The 26,221-nt window shown below is 62.4% G+C and carries 22 protein-coding genes; 14 read left to right on the top strand and 8 right to left on the bottom strand.

The features are described from left to right. Positions 1 to 60: 60 nt before the first annotated feature. The 8 genes from ACQZ6J_RS21965 to ACQZ6J_RS21930 all read left to right on the top strand — a co-directional run bounded on the left by ACQZ6J_RS21965 (position 61) and on the right by ACQZ6J_RS21930 (position 10,331). A complete protein-coding gene (locus ACQZ6J_RS21965; protein ID WP_449085619.1) occupies positions 61 to 1,071 on the top strand; it encodes a zinc-binding alcohol dehydrogenase family protein in 1,011 nt (336 codons plus the stop codon). Positions 1,072 to 1,355: 284 nt separating this feature from the next. Further along, complete coding sequence (gene poxB / locus ACQZ6J_RS21960) at positions 1,356 to 3,077, top strand: ubiquinone-dependent pyruvate dehydrogenase (protein WP_163989454.1); 1,722 nt, start codon at positions 1,356 to 1,358, stop codon at positions 3,075 to 3,077. Positions 3,078 to 3,087: 10 nt separating this feature from the next. Further along, positions 3,088 to 3,834 carry a (Fe-S)-binding protein gene (locus ACQZ6J_RS21955; protein ID WP_163989456.1) on the top strand — a complete coding sequence of 249 codons (747 nt, stop codon included), beginning with the start codon at positions 3,088 to 3,090 and terminating at the stop codon, positions 3,832 to 3,834. Continuing rightward, on the top strand, positions 3,831 to 5,411 hold the full coding sequence (locus ACQZ6J_RS21950) for a lactate utilization protein B (protein WP_449085618.1): 1,581 nt from the start codon (positions 3,831 to 3,833) through the stop codon (positions 5,409 to 5,411). Before ACQZ6J_RS21955 ends, ACQZ6J_RS21950 begins: the two co-directional genes overlap by 4 nt. Further along, on the top strand, positions 5,408 to 5,983 hold the full coding sequence (locus ACQZ6J_RS21945; protein ID WP_449085617.1) for a LutC/YkgG family protein: 576 nt from the start codon (positions 5,408 to 5,410) through the stop codon (positions 5,981 to 5,983). The genes ACQZ6J_RS21950 and ACQZ6J_RS21945 overlap by 4 nt, the downstream gene beginning before the upstream one ends. 181 nt (positions 5,984 to 6,164) lie before the next feature. Further along, positions 6,165 to 7,163, top strand: a complete 999-nt coding sequence (locus ACQZ6J_RS21940) for a LacI family DNA-binding transcriptional regulator (RefSeq protein ID WP_449085616.1) — start codon at positions 6,165 to 6,167, stop codon at positions 7,161 to 7,163. Next, on the top strand, positions 7,153 to 8,931 hold the full coding sequence (locus ACQZ6J_RS21935; protein WP_449085615.1) for an adenine deaminase: 1,779 nt from the start codon (positions 7,153 to 7,155) through the stop codon (positions 8,929 to 8,931). Before ACQZ6J_RS21940 ends, ACQZ6J_RS21935 begins: the two co-directional genes overlap by 11 nt. A gap of 47 nt (positions 8,932 to 8,978) precedes the next feature. Then, the gene (locus tag ACQZ6J_RS21930; protein ID WP_449085614.1) at positions 8,979 to 10,331 is read left to right on the top strand and encodes an NCS2 family permease; all 1,353 of its coding nucleotides are present in this window, start codon (positions 8,979 to 8,981) and stop codon (positions 10,329 to 10,331) included. Positions 10,332 to 10,459: 128 nt separating this feature from the next. Here ACQZ6J_RS21930 and ACQZ6J_RS21925 read toward each other — a convergent pair whose 3' ends face one another. The 7 genes from ACQZ6J_RS21925 to ACQZ6J_RS21895 form a co-directional block, all read right to left on the bottom strand. Continuing rightward, positions 10,460 to 12,052, bottom strand: coding sequence for an ABC transporter substrate-binding protein (locus tag ACQZ6J_RS21925; RefSeq protein WP_449085613.1), 1,593 nt, complete (start codon positions 12,050 to 12,052; stop codon positions 10,460 to 10,462). A 47-nt stretch (positions 12,053 to 12,099) separates the two neighbouring features. After that, complete coding sequence (locus ACQZ6J_RS21920) at positions 12,100 to 13,302, bottom strand: M20 aminoacylase family protein (RefSeq protein WP_449085612.1); 1,203 nt, start codon at positions 13,300 to 13,302, stop codon at positions 12,100 to 12,102. 83 nt (positions 13,303 to 13,385) lie between these two features. After that, complete coding sequence (locus ACQZ6J_RS21915) at positions 13,386 to 14,162, bottom strand: ABC transporter permease (RefSeq protein WP_449085611.1); 777 nt, start codon at positions 14,160 to 14,162, stop codon at positions 13,386 to 13,388. A gap of 2 nt (positions 14,163 to 14,164) precedes the next feature. After that, positions 14,165 to 14,983 (bottom strand): ABC transporter permease, encoded by an 819-nt coding sequence (locus tag ACQZ6J_RS21910; RefSeq protein WP_449085610.1) that lies wholly within the window; start codon positions 14,981 to 14,983, stop codon positions 14,165 to 14,167. Between the two features lie 29 nt (positions 14,984 to 15,012). Beyond that, positions 15,013 to 16,089, bottom strand: coding sequence for an ABC transporter substrate-binding protein (locus tag ACQZ6J_RS21905; protein ID WP_163989474.1), 1,077 nt, complete (start codon positions 16,087 to 16,089; stop codon positions 15,013 to 15,015). A gap of 15 nt (positions 16,090 to 16,104) precedes the next feature. Beyond that, positions 16,105 to 16,935: an ABC transporter ATP-binding protein gene (locus tag ACQZ6J_RS21900; RefSeq protein WP_449085609.1), complete on the bottom strand. Its 831-nt coding sequence runs from the start codon at positions 16,933 to 16,935 to the stop codon at positions 16,105 to 16,107. A gap of 7 nt (positions 16,936 to 16,942) precedes the next feature. Beyond that, positions 16,943 to 18,298, bottom strand: coding sequence for an LLM class flavin-dependent oxidoreductase (locus ACQZ6J_RS21895; RefSeq protein ID WP_449085608.1), 1,356 nt, complete (start codon positions 18,296 to 18,298; stop codon positions 16,943 to 16,945). A gap of 311 nt (positions 18,299 to 18,609) precedes the next feature. On the opposite strand from ACQZ6J_RS21895, the gene ACQZ6J_RS21890 reads away from it, so the two are divergent. The 6 genes from ACQZ6J_RS21890 to ACQZ6J_RS21865 are packed head-to-tail and all read left to right on the top strand — an operon-like array spanning position 18,610 to position 24,927. After that, the gene (locus tag ACQZ6J_RS21890) at positions 18,610 to 19,788 is read left to right on the top strand and encodes an acyl-CoA dehydrogenase family protein (RefSeq protein ID WP_449085607.1); all 1,179 of its coding nucleotides are present in this window, start codon (positions 18,610 to 18,612) and stop codon (positions 19,786 to 19,788) included. Between the two features lie 11 nt (positions 19,789 to 19,799). After that, positions 19,800 to 21,155, top strand: a complete 1,356-nt coding sequence (locus ACQZ6J_RS21885; RefSeq protein WP_449085606.1) for an LLM class flavin-dependent oxidoreductase — start codon at positions 19,800 to 19,802, stop codon at positions 21,153 to 21,155. Positions 21,156 to 21,166: 11 nt separating this feature from the next. Further along, on the top strand, positions 21,167 to 21,505 hold the full coding sequence (locus ACQZ6J_RS21880; RefSeq protein ID WP_449085605.1) for a DUF3088 domain-containing protein: 339 nt from the start codon (positions 21,167 to 21,169) through the stop codon (positions 21,503 to 21,505). Between the two features lie 15 nt (positions 21,506 to 21,520). Continuing rightward, positions 21,521 to 22,741 carry an acyl-CoA dehydrogenase family protein gene (locus tag ACQZ6J_RS21875; RefSeq protein ID WP_449085604.1) on the top strand — a complete coding sequence of 407 codons (1,221 nt, stop codon included), beginning with the start codon at positions 21,521 to 21,523 and terminating at the stop codon, positions 22,739 to 22,741. Beyond that, complete coding sequence (locus tag ACQZ6J_RS21870; protein WP_449085603.1) at positions 22,738 to 24,066, top strand: LLM class flavin-dependent oxidoreductase; 1,329 nt, start codon at positions 22,738 to 22,740, stop codon at positions 24,064 to 24,066. The genes ACQZ6J_RS21875 and ACQZ6J_RS21870 overlap by 4 nt, the downstream gene beginning before the upstream one ends. Positions 24,067 to 24,078: 12 nt before the next feature. Continuing rightward, entirely contained in the window at positions 24,079 to 24,927 is an 849-nt protein-coding gene (locus ACQZ6J_RS21865; RefSeq protein WP_449085602.1) for an NADPH-dependent oxidoreductase, read from the top strand. A 6-nt stretch (positions 24,928 to 24,933) separates the two neighbouring features. Here ACQZ6J_RS21865 and ACQZ6J_RS21860 read toward each other — a convergent pair whose 3' ends face one another. Beyond that, the gene (locus ACQZ6J_RS21860) at positions 24,934 to 25,944 is read right to left on the bottom strand and encodes a LysR substrate-binding domain-containing protein (RefSeq protein ID WP_449085601.1); all 1,011 of its coding nucleotides are present in this window, start codon (positions 25,942 to 25,944) and stop codon (positions 24,934 to 24,936) included. Positions 25,945 to 26,221: the final 277 nt, after the last annotated feature.

Genomic DNA, 26,221 nt, shown 5'->3' with positions numbered 1-26,221 from the left:
ACTGATCGATGATTGCCGGCAACGGACGCAGATCACCATCGCTTTTTGCAGGAGAACCGCATGAAGGCCGTCGGTTACTATCGCGCTGGACCGATCCGGAACTCGGATTCTCTCGTCGACCTGACAATACCGCCCCCTTCTTTGCAACCGCACGATCTCCTCGTGCGCGTCCATGCGATATCGGTCAATCCGGTCGATACGAAAGTCCGCATGGGCGTGGAGCCGAAGGATGGGGGTGCCAAGATCCTCGGCTACGACGCCGCGGGCATCGTTGAGGCCGTCGGACCGGAGGCAACTCTCTTCAAGCCCGGCGACGCGGTGTTCTACGCCGGAGACATTACCCGGCCGGGCACCAACGCCGAGCTGCACGCGGTCGACGAACGCCTTGTCGGCCGAAAGCCGGCGTCGCTCGATTGGGCCGCCGCAGCAGCACTGCCCCTCACATCCACCACGGCCTGGGAGGCTCTCTTCGATCGGCTGGACGTTCACAGACCGGTCCCCGGCGCCAATGCCATCCTTATCGTCGGCAGCGGCGGCGTCGGCTCGATCGCGATCCAGTTGGCCAAGGCCATGACCGAGTTGACCATCGTCACGACCGCCTCGCTTCCGGAAGGGGAGGCACGCGCCCGCTCGCTCGGCGCCCACCATGTCATCGACTATCGCCAGCCGCTCGACAAGGCTTATGCGGCCCTCGGCGTCGGGGCGCCGGGGTTTGTCTTTTCGACCACCCATACGAAGGAGCATCTTCCGGAGATCGGAAGGCTCATCGGTCCACAGGGGCGCATTGCCTGCATCGATGATCCGGACATGCTCGATATCGTCGAACTCAAGTCGAAAATGCTGTCCGTCCATTGGGAATTCATGTTCGGCCGAGCCATGTATCAGACCGCCGACATGATCGAACAGCACCGCCTGCTGAACGAAGTGGCGGCGCTGGTGGATGCCGGCAGGGTGGTCAGCACCATGACGGAGCGATTGTCGCCCATCTCGGCTGCGACACTGCGCGAGGCTCATGCGCGTGTCGAAGCCGGAACGGCGCGCGGCAAAATCGTGCTTGAAGGATGGTCTTGAGGTTGCCGAGCCATGTCGGGGTTCAGCAATGCTGCACGCCGGCATCGCATTTTCGCGGAGGCGCCATCCATTCCGCCTTTCTGCCGTGGTGACCCTCGGCAACAGAACTCGAAAAGATCGGGCCTGAACATGACGCCGAGCTAATTTTGTGACACGTTGGTCGAAGCACAGAATGCTGTGCGACGACGCGTAGACTGTTTTGCCATCGCCGTGCCGGGTGGCTCACCTGGCCAGGCTCAAGGTGAATTTCAAAAATCGATACAGATCTATTGAACGGTGACGCCATGCCAAAGACAATCGCAGAACTTCTGGTGCAGACCCTCGCCGATGCCGGCGTTGAACGAATTTGGGGCGTGACGGGCGACAGCCTGAACGCCGTCAACTGGCAGCTTGCAAAGGACGGCCGCATCGCCTTCATGCATGTCCGCCATGAGGAAGCGGGCGCCTTCGCTGCCGGAGCGGACGCCGCCGTGACGGGACAGCTCGGCGTCTGCGCGGGGAGCTGCGGTCCTGGCAATCTTCATCTGATCAACGGGCTGTTCGACTGCCATCGCAACCACGTCCCCGTGCTTGCCATCGCCAGCCATATCCCCTCCAGCGAAATTGGCCTTGGCTATTTCCAGGAAACCCATCCGACGGAGCTGTTTCGCGAATGCAGCCATTTCTGTGAGATGGTGACCAACCCGCGGCAGATGCCGGAGCTTCTGCACCGCGCCATGCGCACGGCGATCGGCAAAAAAGGCGTCGCCGTCATCGTGTTGCCCGGGGACGTGTCCCTGCTCGAGGTGCCCGGCAATGTGCCGGCCTTTGCGCCGCCCTCGGCCGCCGCTCCGGCGCCCGTGCCGGGAGATATCGAAAAAGCAGCGGCGATCCTTTCCAGCGCGGGTCGCGTCGCCATCCTTGCAGGTTCTGGCTGCGCCGGCGCGCACGATGCCGTCGTCGCGCTGGCCGACCGACTGGCCGCACCGGTCGTCCATGCCTTCCGTGGAAAGGAGCATGTCGAATGGGACAATCCGTTCGATGTGGGGATGACGGGGCTGATCGGCTTTTCGTCGGGCTATCATGCGTTGAAGGAATGCGACGCGCTGCTCATGCTCGGGACGGATTTCCCCTATCGTGATTTCTATCCGGAGCACGCCAAGATCATCCAGGTGGATGTCGATCCGGCGGCGCTGGGCCGGCGCACGCCGCTCGATCTTGCCGTCGTCGCCGACGCCGGGGTCTTCGCGACGGCACTGATCCCGACGATCGAGGAAGGGCGCGACCGTTCGTTCCTGGACAATGCGGTCCGGCATTACGCATCCGCTCGCAAGGGATTGGATGAGCTTGCCAAGCCTCGCCCGGCCGGTGAGCCGCTGCATCCGCAATATGTCGCGGCCGTGCTGGACAAGGTCGCGGCGGATGACGCGATCTTCACGGCCGATGTCGGAACGCCGGTGATCTGGGCGGCACGCTATCTTCACATGAACGGCCGCAGGCGTCTGCTCGGCTCCTTCAATCACGGCTCGATGGCCAATGCCATGCCGCAATCCCTCGGCGCGCAGGCTGCGTTCCCCGGGCGGCAGGTCATATCGCTATCGGGCGACGGCGGCCTTGCCATGTTGATGGGAGAGCTTCTGACGACCATTCAGCTGAAGCTGCCGGTCAAGATCGTCGTCATCAACAATGGCACGCTCGGCTTCGTCGAGATGGAGATGAAGGCATCCGGTCATCCCGGCACGAACGTTGAACTTCAAAATCCAAACTTCGCGGAGGTTGCGGAGGCGATCGGATTGAAGGGCATTCGGGTGGAGGATTCAGAGGCGCTGGAGCCGGCCCTCATCGAGGCGCTCGCCCATGACGGACCGGCGCTTGTCGACGTCGTGACGGCACGGCACGAGCTTTCCGTGCCGCCGCGCATCCAGGCGGCGCAAGCGAAGGGCTTCAGCCTCTACATGCTGCGCGCCATCCTCTCCGGGCGTGGCGACGAGGTGGTCGAGCTCGCAACGGTCAACCTCCTGCATTGAGGTGTTTGTCATGCGTGTCGCTCTTTTCGTCCCTTGCTACATGGATGCTTTCGAACCCGAGGTCGGCATCGCCACGCTCAGGCTTTTGCGACGTTTCGGCATCGATCCGGAATACCCGTTCGACCAGACCTGCTGCGGTCAGCCCATGGTCAATTCCGGCTGTCATGCCGAAGCGAAGGCAACCGAGGAACTGTTCGTGCGCAATTTCGCCGGCTACGATTATATCGTCGTGCCCTCAGGCAGTTGCACCCATCAGATACGATGTCATATGACCGCCGCGGAGCAGACCGAGGAAACGCGTCAGGTGCGCGAGCGGACCTATGACCTCGTGGAGTTCCTGCACGATATCCTCAAGGTCGATGCCCTCCCCTGGGCCGAGTTCCCGCACAAGGTGAGCTATCACAACAATTGCAATGCGCTTCGGGGCATCTTCCACGCCAGCATGTCGGAGCGTCGGGACACCGTGCATTATTCCAAACCGCTCGATCTGCTGCGGCTCGTCAAAGGCGTCGAACTCGTCGAAAAGGCCCGTCCGGACGAATGCTGCGGTTTCGGCGGCACGTTCAGCGTGTTCGAACCCGCGGTCTCGGTGAAGATGGGGCAGGACAAGGTCCGCGACCATACGGCGGCCGGCGCCGAATACGTGGTCTCGGCCGACAGCTCGTGCATGCTGCATCAGAAGGGCTGCGCCGGACGGCTCGGCCTGCCGCTGAAGTTCCGTCATATCGCTCAGGTGCTGAACGGAGACCCGGTATGAGCACGCCGATCGAATCCCGCCGCGGGAAGGATGGACTTCCGGCACTTCTTCACGAGGAACTGCACGCCAATGAGGATGATGGTGCAAGAGGGCCGGACGGCAGCCGGCTGAATCATGGAGAAGCCTCCTCCCGACCGCTGCGAGCGCCGCCGGAAATACAGCCGCGCGGCGCCAGACCGAGCCACCGGCATCCTGTCGACCATGACGAAGCAGCGCAGCGCTTCATCAACGCCGAGCGGCATGAGAAGATGCATGACGAGCGGCTGTGGGATCTACGCCAGAAGCGCGACAGGCAGATGAGTGCCATCCCGGAATGGGAGGAGCTTCGCGACCTCGCCTCTTCCATCAAGCAGCACACGCTTTCTCATCTCGGCGACTATCTTGAGCAATTCGAAGCCCAGGCGCTGGCCAATGGCGTCCATGTCCATTGGGCCCAGGATGGCGCCGAGCATAACCGCATCGTCCATGGCATTCTCTCCGATCACGGCGCCAAGCGGCTCATAAAGTCGAAATCGATGCTCACCGAGGAAACCGGGTTCCGGCACTATATGGCGGGGGTCGGCATCGAAGTGATCGAAACCGATCTGGGCGAGCGCATCCAGCAGCTCGACGACGAGGCGCCGAGCCATATCGTCGTGCCTGCCGTGCATAAGCTGCGGACCGATGTCGCCGACGTGTTCGCAAGAACACTGGGCACGGATGCCGGCAACGACGATGTCCATTACCTGGCCGAGCAACAGCGCGAGAAGACCCGGCCCCTCATCCTTGAAGCCGATGCGGGCATGACCGGTGCCAACTTCGCCGTCGCCGAAACCGGCAGCTTCGTGGTCTGCACCAACGAGGGAAATGCCGACCTGTCGTCAAACGTGCCGCCGCTCCATATCGCCTCGATCGGCATCGAAAAGCTGATCCCGCGCATTGCCGATCTCGGCGTCTTCATCCGGCTTCTTTCGCGCTCCGCCCTCGGATCGCCGATGACGCAGTACACGTCGCATTTCCGTGCCCCGCGCGAGGGCGGCGAGATGCATATCGTACTGGTCGACAACGGCCGCTCGGCGCGGCTCGCCGAGCCGGAATTCTGGCAAAGCCTGAAATGCATCCGCTGCGGCGCCTGCATGAACACCTGTCCGGTCTATCGCCGCTCGGGCGGGCTCTCCTATGGGGCCACCTATTCGGGACCGATCGGCCTCATTCTCGACCCGACCTTCGATCGGAAGCGCTACTCGACACTTCCCTTCGCATCGACGCTGAATGGATCCTGCAGCAATGTCTGTCCGGTCAAGATCAATATTCACGAGCAGATCTTCGCCTGGCGCAAAGCGCTTTCCGAAAGCCACGATATCGGCTGGACCAAGCAGGCGCTGATGAAGGCGGCAGGTACGGTCCTGTCGCATCCGCAGCTCTATCGAACCGCGATTGCGACGGCCGACTCGGCGCTCCGGACGCTCCCCAACTTCGCACTCGCCAATCCGCTCAACAGCTGGACGGCACGCGGCCGTGATATGCCCGATGCGCCGAAGGAGACCTTCCACCAATGGTTCAAACGGACCGACGGCGGCAAGGAGGAGGGAGAATGAGTGCACGAGACGCCATCCTGACGGCGGTGCGTACGAACCGGCCGCAAGGCGACCACCCGCTTCCCGAACTGCCGCACTTTCCGCTTGCGGAGAGCGGCGATCTTGTCGCCGTCTTCCTGAAAAACCTCGAGGCGATGGGCGGCCTTAGCGACGGACGGACCGATATCGCCTCCGTTCTCGGCGACAAATTTCCCGGCGCGGCGGTCATCGCGTCGGCGGTTCCGGAATTTCTCGGCAACCGCGATCTCGCGAGCGTCGCTCACCCGCGCGATCTTGCCGATGTCGATGTCGCCATCGTTCGCGCGAGCTTCGGCATAGCCGAGACCGGCTCGGTGCTTTTGGCGGATGAGAAGCTCCTGTGCAACGCGATCGCCTATCTCGCCCAACATCTTATCGTCCTGCTGTCGCCATCCGATATCGTCCCGACCGTTCAGGATGCCTACCTGCGGGAGGAATTCAGGCATCACCGCTATGCCAGTTTCCACACCGGCCCTTCGGCAACTGCCGATATCGAAGGCGTTTTGATCCACGGTGCCCAGGGCGTGCGCTCGCTGACGGTCCTGCTGGTCTGAACAACATAGCTGTCATGCTGGCTTATGGCGCTCCCGTCTCTTCTCATCGCTGATGGGTAAACAAGGCGGCCGGCGGTATCGCAACGGCCGCGCCCTTGTTTGCGGAACCGAAAAGATCCGCTTGCAAAAGTGCGCAATTTTGATTAATCGATTAATCAATCCAATCCGAGCGCATCGTCTAATGAGCCAGGCACGCCCTTCTTCCATTCGTGAAATTGCAGACAAGCTGGGTGTGTCCACCGCAACCGTTTCCAATGCCCTGCGCGGCAAGGGGCGGGTGTCGTCGACCCTGGCCGCGCAGATTCGCCGGGAAGCGGATATACTGGGCTATGTGCCGGATCATACGGCGCGCGCCCTGCGCACGGGCAAAAGCAATACCGTCGGGCTGCTGGTCCCGAACATCGGACAGCCGTTGTTTCCTGCCTTTGCCCAGGCCATCGAGCGCGCGGCCAAGCAGCGGGGTCTTGCGGTCCTGATCGGCGACAGCCAGAGCGATCCCCAACAGCAGGATTTCGAAATCCGAAACATGATCGCCCGCGGCGTCGATGCCCTGATCGTCATACCGACGCGCGGCACGACGATTGCGCCGGAGAGCGTCTCAGTCCCGGTTGCCGTCATCGACAGCGCCGTCACCGCCGGCAACATTGCAGCCAGCGACCATCGCGAGGGCGGGCGCATGATCGCGCGTCATCTGATCGAGCTTGGTCACGACAGGCTTCTTGTCCTCGCCGGCCCGGAGAATTCGCAGGTGGCGCGCGAGCGCGTCGAAGGCATGTGCGAGGTCTTCCGGCCGGCCGGGATCGAGCCGGCCTTGAAATACAGCGACGCAACCTTCGAAGCAGGCGGCATCCTCGGCCGCGAGCTCGATCTCCATCGCTTCACGGCCTGCGCAGCCGCCTACGACGCCCTCGCCGTCGGCTTTGCCATTGCTGCCCAAAACAGGGGTTTCAGCATACCGGCAGACATATCGCTCACCGGTTTCGACGATCTGATGTGGGCGCAAATCGTCTCGCCTCCTCTGACCACCGTCCGGCAGGATCTCGAATCGGTGGCAAACCATGCGCTCTCCTTCGTGGTCGGCGAATCCGACACCAGCAGAATTTTCCCGACAGACCTCGTTGTGAGGCAATCAACCGCGCGCCCATCGGCTCTCGCTAAGGGAGGCTTACATGCCGAATGAACCCCATGATCTCAACTCCTCCGAACTGCGCGATCGTGCCGTCCGGGCCGCGCGCGGCCTCGAACCGTTCGATGTGCTCATCGTCGGCGGAACGCTTGTCGATGTCGCGACCTCGGAGATGAGAGCGGCCGATATCGGCCTTGTCGGCCCCCTGATAGCCAGCGTGCATGCGCCGGCAGGCAGGACGGATGCCAGAGAGACGATCGATGCCACGGGGCGCTTCATCGCTCCCGGATTTATCGACACGCATATGCACGTCGAAAGCTCGATGGTGACGCCGAGACGGTATGCGGAAACCGCCGTCCCCCAGGGAACGACAACAGTCTGCTGGGATCCGCATGAAATCGGCAACGTCGCCGGCCTCGACGGCATTCGGTGGGCGCTGGAAGAAACCCGAAGCCTGCCGCTGCGCTTTCTGACCCTGGCCCCCTCCTGCGTGCCTTCGGCGCCCGGCCTTGAACTCGCCGGCGCGGAATTCAGGGCTGGCGAGATGACGACCATGCTGAGCTGGCCGGAGATTGCCGGCGTTGCCGAAGTGATGAACATGCGCGGTGTGCTTGAGCGAAGCGAGCCGATGCGCGGCATCGTCGAAGCCGGACTTGCCAGCGGCAAGCGTGTCTGCGGCCACGCCCGCGGCCTTGAAGGCGCGGAATTGCAGGCTTTTGCCTCTGCCGGGATTCAATCGGATCACGAGATCACCTCAGGCGAAGACCTGCTCGCGAAATTACGGGCCGGCCTCACCGTCGAGCTTCGCGGCTCCCACGACTATGTCCTGCCCGGCGTGATCGAGACGCTGAAGACACTGCCGCATCTGCCGCAAACACTGACGATCTGCACCGACGACGTCTTTCCCGACGACCTTGTGCGCGATGGAGCGATGTCGTCCGTTCTCCGGCGTCTTATCGGTTATGGCATGAACCCGGTCGACGCCATTCGGGCCGCCACGCTCAACGCCGCCATGTGGCTGAACCGCTACGATCTCGGGCTGATCGCGCCCGGCCGCCGCGCCGATATCGTCATCCTGTCCGATCTCGACAAGATCGTGGTCGACCGTGTCTATGCCTCGGGAGCCGAGGTTGCCAGAGACGGCAGTCTCGTCGGAACCACCGATCGCGTCTCCACGGATGCGTACCGCGACACCGTAAAGCTTGGAAAGCTCTCTGCGGCCGACTTTAGCATCGAAATACCGGGCATGGCCAAGGCGCGCGTCAATACCGTCGTCAGCCCCCGCTTCACGAAATGGGGAGAAGCGACCGTCAAGGTCGAGGACGACAAGCTCGTCCTGCCCGACAACATGCTTTTAATGGCAGTCATCCACCGCCACGGCAGAAAAGACCCCTCGCCGGTCATCGGCATCCTGGAAGACTGGGGCCATTGGCGCGGTGCCTTGGCGACGACGATATCGCATGACAGCCACAACCTGACCGTCTTCGGTCGCGATCCGGAAGACATGGCCGCCGCAGCCAACGCCGTCATCGACGCAGGCGGCGGCATGGCGACAGCAGCCGACGGCGAGGTCACGGCGGTGCTGGCCCTGCCCGTCTGCGGGTTGCTTTCGGACGCTCCGGCACACGAGGTCGCCGACGATTTCGCCAGGTTGCGCGCGGCGGCCGATGCGATCGCCGACTGGATGCCTCCGGTTCGCACGTTCAAGGCAGTCGTCGGAGCCAGCCTTGCATGCAATCCCGGCCCGCACGTCACCGATCTCGGACTGACCGACGGCACGACCCAGGAAATCAGACCGCTTCTGGCTGCAAGCCAAAACTAATGTCACTCGCCGCGCGGCAGCGTTTGCCGATTTAGGAGATAGATGCAATGGCCACAAATATGAATGTCGGGCAGCCGGGCGACGCGTCTGAAGCGCGGTGGAAGACCTATTTTCGCATGCGCGAACGCAATACCGATACGAAGACGGAGATCATTGCCGGCATCACCTCCTTCCTTGCGTCTGCATATCTTCTCGTCGTGATCCCGTCCCTGCTTTCGGCAGGAGGCATCGACCGCGCCACCGCGACGACGGCAACCATTCTGGTCATCATCGGCGCAACCCTGTTCATGGCGCTCTATGCCAACATGCCCTTCGTGGTCGGCCCGGGCATCGGGGGATCGGTTCTGGTGGGTCCGACAATGGCGGCTGTGGAGCACATCCCCTGGCAGACCGGTCTCGCCATTTCCTTCTGGTCGAGCGTCATCTTCGTTCTATTGACGGTATTGGGCGTGCGACAGGTCATCGCCCGCATGGTTCCGGCGCAGATCAAGCTCGGCCTGGGGGCCGCTATCGGATTGTTCATAGCGCTTCTCGGCTTCAAGAATGCCGGCCTGGTCGACGTCAATGCCCGCAGCCACGCGCTCATGCTCGGTTCGATCAACTCCTCGCAGGCAATCGTCGCCATTTTCGGCATTTTCCTGGCGGTGTTTCTGCGCGGCCGTAAAGTACCCGGACCGATCCTGTGGGCCATTCTCGGCAGCACGCTGCTCGGCATTCCGCTTGGAATTACCAAGGTGCCGGAGACGCTGTTCGGCGCACCGCACGGCATTGCGGAAACCGGTCTTCAGCTCGATTTCCTCGGCGCCCTGAAAATACAGTATTTCCCCTACCTCTTTGCCTTCTTCGCTTCAGAATTCTTCTCGACGCTCGGCACGACGCTTGCCGTCGGCGCGAAGGCCGGTCTGGTCGATGAAGAGGGTAACATGAAGGACCTGGGAAAGCCGTTCCTCGTCGACTCGATTGCCGCGACGATCAGCCCGCTGCTCGGCATCCCCTCCGCAACGGCCCTCGTCGAGTCCGCCACCGGCGCGGAAGCCGGTGGCCGTACCGGTTTCGCCTCGCTTGCGACCGCGGCCCTGTTTGCGCTCACCCTGCTCTTTACGCCGATCGCGCTGATGATCCCGGCCGCGGCGACCGCGCCGGCCCTGATCCTCGTCGGCATGTCGATGTTCAGTGCCCTGAAGCGGGTCGATCTGGAGAATTTCTCTGACGGCCTTTCCGCCTTGATGATGGTTCTGCTGACCCTGGTCTCCAACAGCTTCGGCACCGGCATCGCCGGAGGACTGCTGTTCTACGTCATCGTCAAGGTGCTGTCGGGGGAAGCAAAGCAGGTGTCTATCGGCATGTACCTTCTTGCCATTCCGCTTGCCTACTATTTCTGGACCGTGGCTACTCACTGAGCCGTTGCGGGTCCAAAACCCTGTTTCGTCAGACAGACATCTCCGCCGATGCGAGATGAAGACACCGCGCCATAGTCATGCGCAGCCATCGCGTGGCCCGATCGAGATCGGGCCACGCATTGCATCGCTCAGACGTCGAGCCAACTCTCCGCAAAATCGCCGGATGCCACATCGACCGTCGTCACCAGTGCTTTCGCCGCAGCCGACCGCGCTATGACGGTCGGCAATGCGACAACGGCGATATTGGGCAGATCGTCGCCGACTATCGCCTGAATCTGCTTGAAATAACCGGCGCGCTTGGCGTCGTCCTGCTCGACGGCAGCGGCACGGAAGAGATTGTCGACATCCGGATTGTTGTAGTGGGCGGCATTCACGTAGGGCGCGATATTCTTGATACCGTCAGACCAGTAAAGCCGCTGGACGCCGGCCGTAGGGTCGAACAGCCGGCTGATGCCGTTGAGGTTGATGTCAAAGCCGCGCTCCGAGTAAACGCGCTTGATATAGGTCGCCAGATCCCCATCGAGAATCTCGACCTTGACGCCAAGCTTGCCGAACGAGGAGCGAAGAACCTCCGACGTTTTCTTGAAGGTCTCGCCGGGAATGAAGGCGAGGCGGAGGCTGAACCGCACGCCATCGTCACCCTTCTTGTGGCCCGCGGCATCGAGAAGCTGCCCCGCTTTCGCGAGATCGAACGGATACTGGAACGGCGCCTCGTCATTGTAGGCAGAGAATATCGCCGGAATGGTGGAGGCGGCGGGCTTGGCCGTTCCCAGAAAGACCGTCTCGATAATGAGATCGCGGTCGATGGCATGGGCCAGCGCGTGCCGCACCTCCTTCTTGGCGAGTATGGGATTTTCAAGATTGAATTCGAAGACCTGCGTATTGTTGAGATAGGCGTCGGTGAAAATGTCCACGGCAAGCTGCGGATTCTGCTTCAGCCGGTCGATGTCGTTTAGCGAGATGTCGGTCGACAGATGCGCTTCGCCTGTCTCGATGGCGATCGAGGCGGCGGCAGCATCGCCGACGAAGCGGGCCACGACGCCATCAAGATAAGGAAGGCCGACCTGCCAGTAGTCGGGATTGCGCTTCAACGACACATGGCTTCCCCGCTTCCATTCCTCGAAAACGAAGGGACCCGTGCCGATCGGGTTCGTCCCGTTACGGCTGCTGGCGTAATCGTCCGTCGGATAGGTGTGTGCGGCGAGGATCGGTGTTTCCCCGCCGGTCAAAGCCCGCAGCAGGAAAGGTGTCGGTTTGGACAGGATGACGATTGCCGTATGAGCGTCCGGCGTTTCGACGTCGGCGACATTGGCAAAGGTTATTCGCCCGCGCGGACCGACACGCTTGAAGGCAAGCAGCGAGAAGCGAACATCGGCCGCGGTCAAATCCTGACCATCATGCCACTTGACGCCCTTGCGCAGGTTGAACGTGTAGCGGAGGCCATCCGGAGAGACCGACCAGGATTCGGCAAGGACCGGCTGCGGGTTGAAACTCTCGTCGAAGCGCACCAGGCCCTCGAGGATCTTCGTGGAAATCGCCCGCGTCCGCGTGTTCGAATCCAGCAGCGGCACCAGCGTCGTCGGCTCGCCGACGGAGATGGATGTCAGTGTTCCGCCTTTCTTCGGCGTCGCCGTCTGGGCGAAGGTGGAACGTGTGGGCAGAACGGCACTTGCGGCAAGTGCGGTACCGAGCAAAAGCGCTTCGCGCCTGGAGAGATGCATCGCAATCCTCTTGTGTGTTTGAACCTACGGAATGGATCGGCTGGAAATCAGGCGGCCTTCAGCCGGCTTTCGACAAGGCGGGCAAACAGGGTCGCGCCGACGGGCAGGATAGCGTCATCCACGATAAAGCCGGGATTATGAGCCGGAACGGTGCCGGAATGGCCAAGCGTGAAGAAGGCACCGGGCGCGTGCAGCAGAAAATCGGCAAAATCTTCGCTGCCCATGGCCCGCTTCGAAAAGGTCGAAACCTGCGACGGCCCCAGAACATCCCGCCCGATTTCGGCGACGATATCGACATGCTCCGGATGGTTGGTCAAAACGGAGAAGATGTCCCTGAGATCGATCTCGGCCTGCAGCTCGTGCGCGGCCGCAATATTATGGGCAATCGTCCGGAGCCGGCCGCGAATGAGTTCCCTGATATCATCCGAGAAGGCGCGGATCGTGCCGCCGACCGACGCAGTCTCCGGGATGACATTATAGGCCGAACCGCTGGAAATCTTGGTGACCGAAAGAACGGCAGGTTCCGTCGGCGGCACGTTCCGGCTGACGATCGTCTGCAAAGCCTGGACGAATTCGGTAATCGCCGGGATCGGATCGCGCGCGACGTCCGGGTGAGCGCCGTGCGCGCCTTTTCCACGGAAAGTCACGTCGAAGAAGTCAGCCCCGGCGAGCACGGTCCCGGGGGATACATGCAGATGGTTGGGAGGCAGATGGGTCGCGTTGTGAAGCCCGTAGATCTCATCGACGGGGAAACGCTCGAACAGACCGTCGGCAATCATGGCGCGGGCGCCGCCCAGCCCTTCCTCGGCCGGCTGGAAGATGAAGATGACGGTCCCGGCAAAATCCCGTGTTTCGGCAAGATACCGTGCAGTCCCGAGCAGAATGGTCGTATGAACATCGTGTCCGCAGCCATGGAACCGGCCGGGATAGACCGACGCATAGGGCAAGCCGGTTTCCTCCGGCATGGGCAAGGCGTCCATGTCGGCGCGCAGGCCGATCGAGCGGTTGCCCGGTTGACGGCCGACAAGGCGCCCGACGACGCCGGTCTTGCCGATGCCGCGATGCACTTCGATGCCCCAGGACTCGAGCTGTTCGGCAACGATCGCCGAGGTCCGCACCTCCTCAAACCCGATCTCCGGATGGGCATGCAGATCGTGGCGAAGAGCCACGAGCTCCGGAAAATAACTTTCGATGCGATCAATGACGGCGGGCTGGGAAGCATCCGGTAGAATGGTCGTCTGGTGGGTCATGGAATTGTGTCCCTGGTTGATGTTTTCTGGCGCCGATACGCCCGCGGAACGCGTGCTGTTTCGTCGAGGCTGTTGTTGCGCGTTTACATGATCTGCCTCGGCCGCCAGCGCAGCAGGTGAGCCTCCAACGCATAGGCAAGACGATTGAGAGTGAAGCCGACGAGGCCGAGGACAAGAACGCCGACCATGACCAGCGCCATGTCGAACCGCTCGCGTCCGGCAATGACGAGGCCGCCGACGCCGGGACCGACCGCCAGGAAATATTCCGCGCCGACCGTTGCAAGCCACGCATAGATCAAGCCCAGATGCACGCCGGTCGCGATCGACGGCATTGCCGCCGGTATGTAGATTCGCAACGCCTTCTGGCGCGCGTTGAACTTCAATGCCCTTGCGACCTCCAGAAGCTCGGCGGGAGCCTCGCGCATGCCGTCATAGGTGTTGAGAACGATGGGGATGAAGGCCGCGAGAGCGACAAAGACGATTTTCGCCTGCTCGCCAAAGCCGAACCAGACGGAAATCAGCGGTATCCAGGCAAGGAGGGATATCTGCTTCAGGCCGTTGAACGTCGGCATGATCAGCCGGTCGGCAATCCGCGACAGGGCGAGCAGGCTCGCAAAACCGACACCGAATACGCATCCGATGAGAAAGCCGGCGATGTTTCGCATCAGGCTGAAGCCCAGTTCGCCGATGAGATCGTTGTCGATCAGCTCACGCTTGGCGGTGGCGGCGACATCTTCCAGAGGCGGCAGGAAGCGTGCATCGACCAGGCCGGTCCGGCTCGAGACCTCCCAGGCGATAAACAGGAGGATCGGCAAGGTAATGCCGCGCCGGAAACGGACGAAACGGCTCGCTCTCGCCATCGTCAACGCTCCTGCCGCTTCCAGCGCTGGATCAGCAATTCGGTGCGATCCAGCCCCTTGTCCATGATGAGGCCGACCAGCCCGATGGCGATCATCGCGACGATGACGGTATCCAGCCAGAACATCTGCCGACCCCAGACCAGCAGATAGCCAAGCCCTTCGGACGAGGCGAGCAATTCGACGCCGACAAGCGAGGTCCAGGAATGGGTGAGACCATAGCGGATGCCGGTGAATATCGAGGGAACGGCTCCCGGCAGCACGACCAGCCGCAGCATCTGCCAGCGACTGAAGCGCAGCGCCCTGCCGACCTCGATATATTTCGGGGAGACGCCGCGAATCCCGGTCAAGGTATTCATCGTCATCGGCACGATGGCACCCTTGGCGATGATGATGATCTTCAGCGTCTCTTCGATGCCGACCAGCAGCATCAAGAGCGGGATCCATCCGAGCGTCGGGATCTGCGCAAAGGCGAGAAACAGCGGCTTAACATAATCCTCGACCGTTTCGGAAAGCCCCATGGCGATCCCAAGAACAAGTCCCAATCCGGCACCGATCGTAAAACCGACGAGGACACGGCCCAGGCTGACCCCGGTATGATAGAGAAGCTCGCCGCTCAGGATCATGTCGCGGCCGGTCTGATAGACGTAGGCCGGCGCCGGCAGAATCTGTTCGGGCAGCCAGCCTCTGGCGGAGGTAATCCACCAGAGGCCGAGCAGAGCCAGAGGAAAGATCAGGCCCGTCGCAAGCGGGGCCAGCCGCCGCGCCTTCGCAGGAGGAAGCCCTGTGCCGGCACGACCGGCGATCTCGACAATAGCGCTCACGCAAGCCTCCTTCGCTCGACCGCCCCCATTCAGGAAGCAGCCGGCTTTCCGTCGGCTCCATAGGGCTGCCAGAATTTGGTCAGGCCGAGCTTTTCCAGCGCCTTGTCGAGGTATTTCGACTCGAACCAGCCATTCAGATCGACGTCGCGGCGGATCAGGCCATATTCCTTGCTCTTGACCGCCTGCTCCTTGTACTGCGAGACCAACAGATCATCGATCAGCGGCGAGTTGCGATAGGCCAGCGTATCGTTGCGGAAATACTCCTCGAGGATCGGAACGGGCGTTCCGGACTTGTGCCACAGCTCGAACAGCGCCGCACGGTTCGCTTCCTCCGACGACCATTGCGCCGCCTTGACGAAGGCATCCACGACGCGCTGCGTGATTTCGGGATGGGCGTCGATGAAGGCCTCGCGGGCGATGATCCCCGCGTTGCGGCCGAAACGCGGATCGTCACCCTTCGTCGTGTAGATAATGTCGGCGCTGTCCTTGGCAGCCAGATTGATCAGCTGCGTGTCGCCGAAGGCGGCGTCGATGTCCCTGCTGGTGAGCGCCGCGACCGTGCCGGCGCTGTCGAGGTTGACCACCTGGATGTCCCGCTCGGTCAGCCCGTGCGCCTCCAGCACCTTGATGGCCGCCAGGTGACCGTTGGTGCCGCGCTGCAGCGCGATCTTGCGCCCCTTCAGGTCTTCGATCGTCTTGATGCCAGAGCCCTTGGCAACGGCGAGATAGAGCGGCTTGCGTGCACCGCTCGCCAGCAGAAATTTCGTCTTCAGGCCCGTTGCCCGGCCTATCAGCGCGGGAAGATCGCCCTGATAGGCGAAATCGAGCTGGTCATTGGCAAAGCCCTCGTTCACGGCCGGGCCGGCGCCCTTGAAGAAGGTCCATTCGATCTTGACGTTCGGATCGCCGGCAAATTCCTTTTCGAGAAATTCGCCTGCCCGTGCCGTTGCGGCGGACGTACCCTCGGAATAGGGGCGATTGTCGACGCCGATCGCCGCGTAGCCGACATGAATGACGAGTGAATCCTCAGCCCTGGCGGAAGCCGAAAACAGGGTCAGGGCGATGGCGGCTCCGGCGACCAGGCGCGAAATATCTGGCAGTTTCATCTATTGCTCCGTTTTCTATTCTGCGGCGAGGACGGCTGGCCGGGTTTTAGCCGGGTGGCCTCCCCTGACGGGTGCCGGACGAGACTCCGGCGTGGTCTCATTGAGGCTTTCGAGCACGCGATTGCGGATTTCGACCAGCCGCGGAGAGGTTCGAGCGCGCGGGCGCGGCAACTCCACCGGGATGATGTCGCGGATGCGGCCCGGCCGGGGTGACATGACGACGACACGGTCACCGAGATAGACCGCCTCCTCGACATCATGCGTCACCAGAACCATGGTGATGCGCTCCTTCGCCCAGATCGTCTGCAATTCGTCCTGCAACCTGGCCTTGGTGATGGCGTCCAGCGCACCGAAGGGCTCGTCGAGGAAGAGAACGTTCGGTCGATTGACCAGACCCCTTGCGATGCCGGCGCGTTGCGCCATGCCCCCGGAAAGCTGGTGCGGATGGGCCCCGGCAAAACCGGAGAGCCCGACAAGTTCGAGATGGGATTCGACGAGCTTCCTTTTCTCGGCTTTCGGCAGGCCGGAGTTTTCCAGGCCGAGCGCGATGTTGCGGCCGACCGTCAGCCAAGGGAAAAGCCGCGGCTCCTGAAAAACGATGCCGCGTTCGAGACTGGGTTCGGTGACCGGCCGCCCGGCATGGCCGACGAAACCCGACGTGGGGGTGTCGAGACCGGCACCCAGCCGCAGCAAGGTCGATTTCCCGCAGCCGCTGGCGCCGACGATGGTCACGAATTCGCCTTCGGCGATATCGAGGCTCACATCGTCGAGAGCGGTCAGGATCTCGCCGTTGACCTTGAACTGGCGGCTGACGTGGCTGATCTGCAGATGCAGGGAGTTGCCCATGGCTTTGCTACTCCGCCGCGACGGGTCGTCGGGCCGGATGCTGCGGCACCTTCAATCCGAGATTTTCGCGAAGCGTCGTGCCCTCGTAATTGCTCCGGAAAAGGCCACGGCGACGCAACTCCGGCAGCACATGCTCGACAAAATCATAGAGGCCGGTCGGCAGCTGCGGCGGCATGACATTGAAGCCATCGGCCGCGCCCGTCTTGAACCATTCCTCCATCCGATCGGCGATCTCGGTCGGGGTGCCGACGATCTGCCAGTGACCCCGCGCGCCGGCAATCCGCAGATAGAGCTGCCGGATCGACAGATTTTCGCGCCGCGCAAGCTCAAGCAGCAGTCTCTGCCGGCTCTTGCTGCCATTGGTTTCCGGCAGATCCGGAACGGGACCGTCGAGCGGATATTGCGACAGGTCGACGCCGCCCGACATGCCGCTCAGCATCGAGAGGCCGACCGCCGGATGGATGAGGTCCTGGATTTCGGCGAACTTTCGCTGTGCTTCCTCGCGCGTTCTGCCGACGACAGGGAAGATGCCGGGCATTATCTTGAGGTCGTCGTGATTTCGGCCGTATTTCTGAAGGCGACCCTTGAGATCCGCGTAGAAGGTCCGGGCGTCCTCGATGGTCTGGTGAGCCGTGAAGACGACCTCGGCGGTGCGGGCGGCAAGCTCCCTGCCCGGTTCGGAGGAACCCGCCTGCACCAGGACAGGGTGGCCTTGGGGCGCACGCGCCACATTCAACGGCCCGCGGACCTTGAAATGCTTTCCCTTGTGATTGAGGATGTGCTGCTTGTCCGGATCGTAGTAGACGCCGCTCTGCTTGTCGCGAGGGAAAGCATCCTCCTCCCAGGTATCCCAGAGACCAAGCACCACATCGGCAAACTCTTCGGCGCGGTCATAGCGCTCGGCATGGGCATAATGCTCGTCCCTGCCGAAATTATGCGCCTCGTGATCGCTGGAGGAGGTCACGAGGTTCCATCCGGCCCGGCCGCCGCTGATATGATCGAGAGAGGCGAATTTGCGGGCGATGTGATAGGGCTCGTTGAACGATGTCGAGGCGGTGGCGACGAAACCGATGCGCTTCGTCACTGCCGCCAGTGCCGACAGCAGTGTGATCGGCTCGAATTGCGCGACATACCGAAGGGCGGTGCGATGCAACGCCTCGGTATCCGCGCCGCGCGTGCCGACGCCGTCGGCCATGAAGATCAGATCAAACTTCGCAGCTTCGGCGATTTGCGCCAGCTCGACATAATGGGAAAAGTTGGAACCGGCATCGGCCTGCGTCAAAGGGTGCCGCCACGCGGCAATGTGATGGCCGGTAGGATAGAGGAAAGCCCCAAGCTTCAATTGCCGTCGTCTGCCCGTCATCGTCTTCTCCGTCGTCGCTGCGGGAAGAAGGCTATCCATTAAATAATATAATCTATAGAAATTATATTCTATTTACTGCCGACGCTTCGAATTGTCATCGCGCCATGGCCTTGGCCGCGCGGAGAACGTTTCTTCCCGGCAGGCATCGAATGATCGAGAACCGTCATGGCCCAGCAATCCCGATCCCTGTGCCGAAAAGAATTTCTTCCTGCCGGATCAAATAGATATTGCTGGACTTGGGCCTGTTATCACCGAACCCTTCGTGCCTGAAGCGGCCAAGTGCCGCTCGAATCCATAGGCGTGGAGCAGGCATGTCTTTCAATTCAGACACATCCGATCCGTTCGTTGCCAAAGCCATCGAACTCAGACAGGCGTTCCATCGGGACGCAGTGGCGCGCGACAAGGCAGGCGGCAGGCCGATCGACCAGATCCGCCTGTTGAAAGAGAGCGGATTGCCCTCCGCACAGATCCCCACGCGCTATGGCGGCCGGGGCGCCTCCTGGCTCTCCATCCTGCGGGTCGTGCGCGAGTTCGCCCGCACCGACGGGTCGCTCGCGCATCTCTTCGGCTATCACCACCTGCCGCTGAACCTCGTGCTCTTTCGCGGTTCGGACGTTCAGAGGGAACGATTGCTGCGGGCTTCCGCCGCCGGCAACCTCGTCTGGGGCAACTCCGGCAATGCGATGTCAAAGACATCGTCGGGACGGAAGGTCGACAATGGCTGGCTTGTCAACGGGTGGCGTCCATTTTCCTCCGGTTCGCATGTGGCCGACTACATCCAGATTTCCTTCGAAAATGCCGAAGGGGAGCGGTTTTCCGCAGCCGTGCCGGCCAACCGCCAGGGTATCGTCATCGAGGATGACTGGGACGGGATCGGCCAGCGCCAGACCGGGAGCGGCACCGTCAGCTTTCACGATCTTGAAATTCGGGACGACGAACTCATCGGCTCTCCGGCGGTCCCCCTCACCCCCTACACATCGTTGACGTCTCTGCTGCAGCAAAGCGTGCTGCTCAACGTCTTCGTCGGCAGCGCGCAAGGCGCGCTGGAAGAGGGCCGGGATTACACGACGACATCGTCGCGGCCCTGGATCTATTCCGGCGTCGACAGGCACGCGGACGATCCCTGGATCAAGCGGCAGTATGGCGACCTTTATATCCGCACGCTGGCGGCGGCCGAGCTTGCCGACAGGGCGGCGCGCAGCCTGGACGAAGTCTTCAATCAGGGACCGGGCCTGAAACATGAGGATCGCGGGGCGGCCGCCATCGATATCGCCACGGCCAATGTCTATGCTGGCGAGATCGGGCTTGCCGTCTCCAGCGAGATCTTCGAGGTCATGGGCGCGCGCTCGGCGACCACGGCCAACGGCTTCGATCGTTTCTGGCGCAATGTGCGCACCCACACGCTCCACAATCCCGCCGAATACAAGAAGCGCACGATCGGCACATGGCTGCTCACCGGCGAGCTCCCCATTCCGGCCATGTACCGCTGAAAGGACATCTCATGGCAAGACGCAAGGACCAGATCAAGCTTGGAGCCTTCCTGCTTTTCACCGGTCATCATGTCGCGGCCTGGCGGCATCCGGAGGCGTCGGTTGGCACCGAGTTCGAGAACTATCTCGAACTCGCGAAACTCGCCGAATCCGCCAAGTTCGACACCATCTTCTTTGCCGATGGCGTCGCCGCCCGGCTGAAGGACCTCAATGCCGCGAGCCGGAAGGCGCATAGCGGCGTCTATCCGTTCGAACCGATCACGCTGCTGTCGGCGCTTGCCAGCGTCACCCGCAATATCGGCCTGATCGCCACGGCCTCGACGAGCTTTTCCGATCCTTTCAACCTTGCGCGCCAGTTCGGCTCGCTCGACCGCTTGAGCGGCGGCCGCGCCGGCTGGAATCTCGTGACCTCTTCCGATCCGGACGCTGCCTTCAACTTCGGCCACGACGCCCAGGTCCTGCATGCGGACCGCTACGACCGGGCGGAGGAATTCGCCGATGTCGTGCTCGGCCTATGGGACAGCTGGGAGGACGATGCTTTCCTCCGGGATCGCGACAGCGGCCGCTATTTCGATCCGGAAAAGCTGCACCGCCTCGACCACAAGGGCCGCCATTTCAAGGTGCGCGGACCGCTGAACATTCCGCGATCGCCGCAGGGACGTCCGGTCGTCGTGCAGGCCGGGGCCTCCGAACCGGGCAAGGAACTGGCCGCACGTACCGCCGAAGCGATCTTCGCCGCGCAGATCACCCTTGACGAGGCAAAGGCCTTTTATGCCGACGTCAAGGGCCGCCTCGGCAAGTATGGCCGTACGCCGGACGACCTGAAGATTCTGCCGGGCATTTTCCCCGTGGTCGGGCGCAGCGAGGCGGAGGCCGAGGACAAATTCCAGGCCCTGCAGGACCTCATCCAGCCGGAAGTCGGCCTCAACCTTCTCTCGCAATTGACCGGCGTCGACCTGAGTTCCTATCCCCTTGACGGCCCCGTGCCGCCCGAGCCGCCAACCACCAATGCCGGCAAGAGCCGCCAGGAACTGGTGCTGGATCTCGCCCGCCGCGAAAACCTGACCATTCGCCAGCTCTATCTGCGCATCGCCGGCGCGCGCGGGCATTGGCAAGTTGTAGGCACGCCGACGCAGATCGCCGATGTCATGGAAGAGCGCTTCGAAAACTACGGGGCCGACGGCTTCAACATTATGGCGCCGATCATGCCCGGAGGGCTTGCCGATTTCATTGCGCTCGTCGTGCCGGAATTGCGCCGGCGCGGCCTGTTCCGCACCGAATATGAAGGCGCGACGCTGCGGGAAAATCTCGGGCTCAAACGTCCAGACAATCGTTTTTCCGCAGGCAATGCGGTCGCAGCAGAATAGGAGAAGACCAGATGGCTCGTGACAAATTGTTTCTCATTTCGCCCGGCTTTGCCGATCCGAAGCATCCGGGCGTCAGCTTCGTCTGCCCCTATTGCAATGCTATCGAGGGACTGCTGGCCTCCTTCCCGGATCTTGCTTCGGCAATCGATGTCGAAAGGGTTGCCTTCCTGCGCCCGCGGCAAAAGGTGATCGACGTCGCCGGCGAAGCGAACCAATCCCTGCCGCTCCTGATTTTCGCGGAAAACCCGCCTGACGATGCTGGGGACTGGAATGGCACGCGCTTCGTCAACTCTACCGATCGCATCCTCGAGCTGCTCGCCGAACGGCACGGCTTTCCGCGTTTGCACTGATGAACGGAGGTCGCCATGACCGTAAAGCCCGGCGGCTTCGAACCGCCCTCTCCTTCGCCCTCCCTCTTCGAGGCCGACAAGGCGAACCGCTTTCTGGCAAAGGCGGTGGAACTGCGCGAGATCTTCGCCCGCGATGCCGTCGAGAGGGATCAGTCGGGTGGCAGGCCCCGCGAACAAATCGGGCTGCTCAAGGAGAGCGGCCTCGTCAATCTGCTGATCCCGAAAGAGTTCGGCGGCGCCGGCGAACGCTACTCCACCGCCATGCGGATCGTCCGCGAATTCGCCAAGGTCGACGGCTCGCTCGGCCATCTCTATGGCTATCATTTCAGCCCGCTGCAGAATGCCGTCGCCACGCTCGAGGATGAACGGTCCCGGGACATCCTGCGCCGTTCGGCGGCCGGTCGCTGGTTCTGGGGCAATACGACGAACAGCTTTTCGAAAAGCCTCTTCGGTCGACAGGACGCCGGAAAGGTCGTGCTGAACGGGTTCAGGCCCTTTGCCTCGGGTTCCCATGTCGCCGATTATCTGATGGTTGCCTGGGAGGATGAAGAAACCAACAAGCGCAGCTTTGCCTACATACCGGCAGACCGCGCCGGCATCACCATCGCCGACGACTGGGACGGGATCGGCCAGAGGCAGACCGGAAGCGGACGCGTCTTCTACAAGGATGTCGAGATCGGCGGCGGCGAGATATTGCCGGAGCGACGACAGGCTCCGGCGTCCCTGCTGGCGCCGTTGCAGCAGCAGAGCGTGCTTCTCAACGTCTTCATCGGCAGCGCTCAGGGCGCATTGATCGCGGCGCGCGACTATACTGTCACGAAATCACGCCCGTGGATCTATTCCGGCGTCGAGCGTCATGCCGACGATCCGTGGATCAAAAGGCAATATGGCGAATTGTGGATCAAGGTGCAGGCGGCAACGGCGCTTGCCGACCGGGCGTTGGCAGCGGTCGATGCCGTCTATGAAAAAGGGCCGGATCTTACCGCAGAGGATCGCGGCGAAGCCGCGATCGCCGTTGCGTCCGCCAACGTCCTTGCAGGCCGGGTCGCCCTCGAGGTGACGAGCGAGATATTCGAGGTGATGGGAGCAAGGTCCGCGGTCAGGCCGCTTGGATTCGACCGCTTCTGGCGCAACGTGCGCATCCACACGCTTCACAATCCCGCCGAATACAAGACCCGCAATGTCGGGGCATGGTTCCTGGACGGCGAGTTTCCGGAAGCGGGGATATTCCAGTGAGCAGGAAACGCGAACTTCACCTCAACATCAACATCCTGCATTCCGGCTTCTCACCGGCCGCATGGCGCATGCAGGGAAGCGATCCCCGCGCGTCCTTCGATATCAACCACTATATCAACGTTGCCCGGATTGCCGAACGCGGCACCTTCGACGCGATCTTCCTCGCCGATCAGGCGGCCATATCGGACCGCATCGATTTCAGGCCGCTCACGTCTCTCGAGCCGACCATCGTGCTGGCGTCGGTGGCGGCCAACACCGAGCATATCGGCCTGATCGCGACGGCATCGACCACCTATAACGAGCCCTATAACATCGCGCGCCGGTTTGCGACGCTCGATCATGCGAGCGGCGGCCGCGTCGGCTGGAACATCGTCACCAGCGCCGACCTCTCGCAAAGCCGCAATTTCGGCCTGGAGAAGCCGGTTGCGCACCAGAGCCGCTACGAGCGCGCAGCGGAATTCACAACCGTCGTGAAAGCGCTGTGGGATAGCTGGGAGGAAGACGCCTTTATCGGCGACGTCGCCACCGGGCGGTTCGTCGATACGAGCAAGGTCCATCCGATCGCCCATCGCGGCAAGCATTTTTCCGTTCACGGTCCGCACAACGTCCCGCGCCCGCCACAGGGACACCCTGTTATCGTGCAGGCCGGCGGCTCCGACGATGGCCGCGAACTCGCGGCACAGCATGCGGAGGCCGTGTTTTCCGCCTCGCAATCCCTGGAGGAGTCGCTCGACTATGCCGGCGATCTCAGGCAGCGCGCCGCACGCTATGGCCGGACGCCGGACAGCCTGCTGGTGCTCGCCGGCCTTGCGACCATCATCGGCAGCACCGAGGCGGAAGCCCGACAGCGGCAGGAAGAGCTGCGCGAACTCATCCCGCTGGAATACAGCCTCGCGCGGCTCGCCGGCGTTCTGCAAATCGATCCAAACCGGCTGAAGCTGGATGAACATCTGCCCGACGACATTCCGCTGCCCGCCGATGGCGGACACACGTTCTTTCGGGCGACGCTCGCCCTGGCGCAGCACGAGAAATTGACCGTGCGCGGCCTCATTCGCGCATTGAATGGCGGAACCGGACATCGCACCATCGTCGGCACGCCGGACGCGATCGCAGACGATATCGAGACATGGTTTACCGCCGGCGCCGCGGATGGCTTCAACCTGATGCCGGATGTGCTGCCGCATGGCCTGGAAGTCTTCGTCGATGAGGTAGTGCCTATCCTGCGGCGTCGCGGCCTGTTCCGGAAGAGCTATGCCGGCCGTACGCTGCGTGACCATCTGGGCCTCTCCCGGCCCGCCAATCCTTATGCCATAGCCGCGGAATGAAGGAGAAAGAGCATGACATCAGTGGCGACCGCAAAGCTTCCGGACGATGATCGGCTCGCCGCCCTCATCAGGGAGCGCTATCGCAACAGCCAGCCCCTTGCTTCGGACTGGAACGAAACGATCGAGACGCTGCTGTCTCATCGCACCGTGCGCGATTATCTGCCGAAGGCCGTTCCGGACGACATCCTCCGTCTCGCCATCGCTGCGGCACAATCCGCGCCGAGCTCATCCAATCTTCAGGCCTGGAGCGTCGTCGCCGTCCGGGACGATGAGCGCAAAGCCAGATTGAACGCCGTTGCCGGAACGCAGCGGCAGATCACGCAGGCGCCGTTGCTGCTGATCTGGCTTGCGGACCTTTCCAGGCCACGCCGCATTGCCGCTGACCAGGGTTCCGCCGCCGATGGCCTGGACTATGTGGAAAGCTTCCTGCTGGGCGTCATCGATGCGGCCCTGGCCGCGCAGAATGCCGTCGTCGCCCTGGAGGCGCAGGGCCTCGGCACCTGCTATATCGGTGCCATCCGCAACGATCCGGAAATCGTCGCACGCGAACTGGGATTGCCGGAGGGCGTATTTCCGGTCTTCGGCCTGACGGTCGGCTATCCGGATCCTGCCGCGCCGGCCGCCGTCAAGCCGCGTCTGCCGCAAGCAAGCGTGCTGCACAACGAGCACTACGATCGACAGCCGAAGCCGGAAGATCTGCGCCACTACAACAGCGTCCTGCAGGATTTCCAGGCAGAGCAGCGCATGCCGCGCGTAGACTGGACGGTACAGGTGAAGAACAGGATCGGCACCGTCGAAGCCCTGAAGGGACGGCACCTGCTTGGCGTTGCCGCCCGCCGCCTCGGCTTCAGGCTGAAATGATCGGCGCTATTCGGCCGCGGCGATGTCGAGTTTGCGGAGTGAATGCCACGACAAGACATCGCCGACGGCGCGCAGCGCCTTCGCCTCGGCCTGAAGCCAGTTGCGGAAAAGCTCGACGCGCATGACACGCGCCTTGGGTTGTGCCGTAACGAAGAAGTAAGAAAAGCTCACCGGCTGCAAACTGCCGAAGGGGCTGACGAGACGCCCCGCCTTCAAGTCGGCCTCCGCCAGCCGGACCTTGCCGAGGCCGAGCCCCTGTCCGGCCAGGGCAGCATCGATGACGAGCGATGACTGGTTGAGGCGGAACCCGCCCTGCGGCAACCGACAGGACAGCCCTTCGGCGCGCAGCCACGCACTCCAGTCAGGGCACGAGTGATCGTGTTCAACCCCGTCCTCGTGCAGGAGCGGCGCTCCCTCTATCGCCTGCGGATCGTTCCAGAGCCAATGCCGCTCGGCAAACTCCGGGCTGCAGATCGGCACGACAGCTTCCGAGAAGAGATGATCGACGACCAGGCCGGGATAGCCGCCACTGCCGTAGCGAATGGCGCAATCGGTGTCGCCGACGTTGAGATCCGCCAAGTGGGTCGAGGCATCGACCAGGATCTGCAAACCAGGTGCCGCCCTCCTCAACCCGTCCAGCCGGGGGATCAGCCATTTGCTTGCAAAGGACGGAGCCACGGAAACGCGGATCGGCAGCTCGTGGTCACTGGCAATGAATTGGGTCATCGTCTCGAGCACGGCGTCGAAAGCGTCCGTCAAGCCGGGAACCAACGCCAGGCCGGCAGCCGTCAGTTGCAGCTGGCCCCTGACGCGGTGGAAGAGTGGTTGGCCGAGATAGTCCTCCAGCAAACGGATCTGCTGGCCGACGGCAGCCGACGTGACATGCAGCTCCTCGGCGGCGCCCAGAAAGTTCAGATGCCGCGCGGTCGCCACGAAGGCGCGCAGCGAGGTCAACGGCGGCAGGCGCGCCAAGGTCGGCTGGATGGCTTTTTTTCGTTTGCTGGCAAGCGTGTTCATGTTGCGATTGCAGCACGATCCGACCATCGAAGACGAGAACGCGCTTTGCGTTTGTCTGGAAGCGGACGGACATTTTCTTCCATGCTTTGCGGACGCTGTGGAAGCAAAAACTAAAATCGCGAAATAGTCTATATTTTTACTAGATAACTGTTCGCGGCGGCCGCCGGCGGGAGGGGATTTCGCAAAGCTTTTCTTTCTCGGTCGATGAGAAAAACATTCTTCCGTTTTGCCGGCTCGGCACCCGAAGATGTGCCGATCAGGGGCCTGTCCGCCATCT

This window comes from Rhizobium sp. A37_96 (assembly GCF_053521765.1).
Note: the sequence above shows the minus strand (reverse complement) of the source record. Positions and strands in the feature narration are given on the sequence as shown.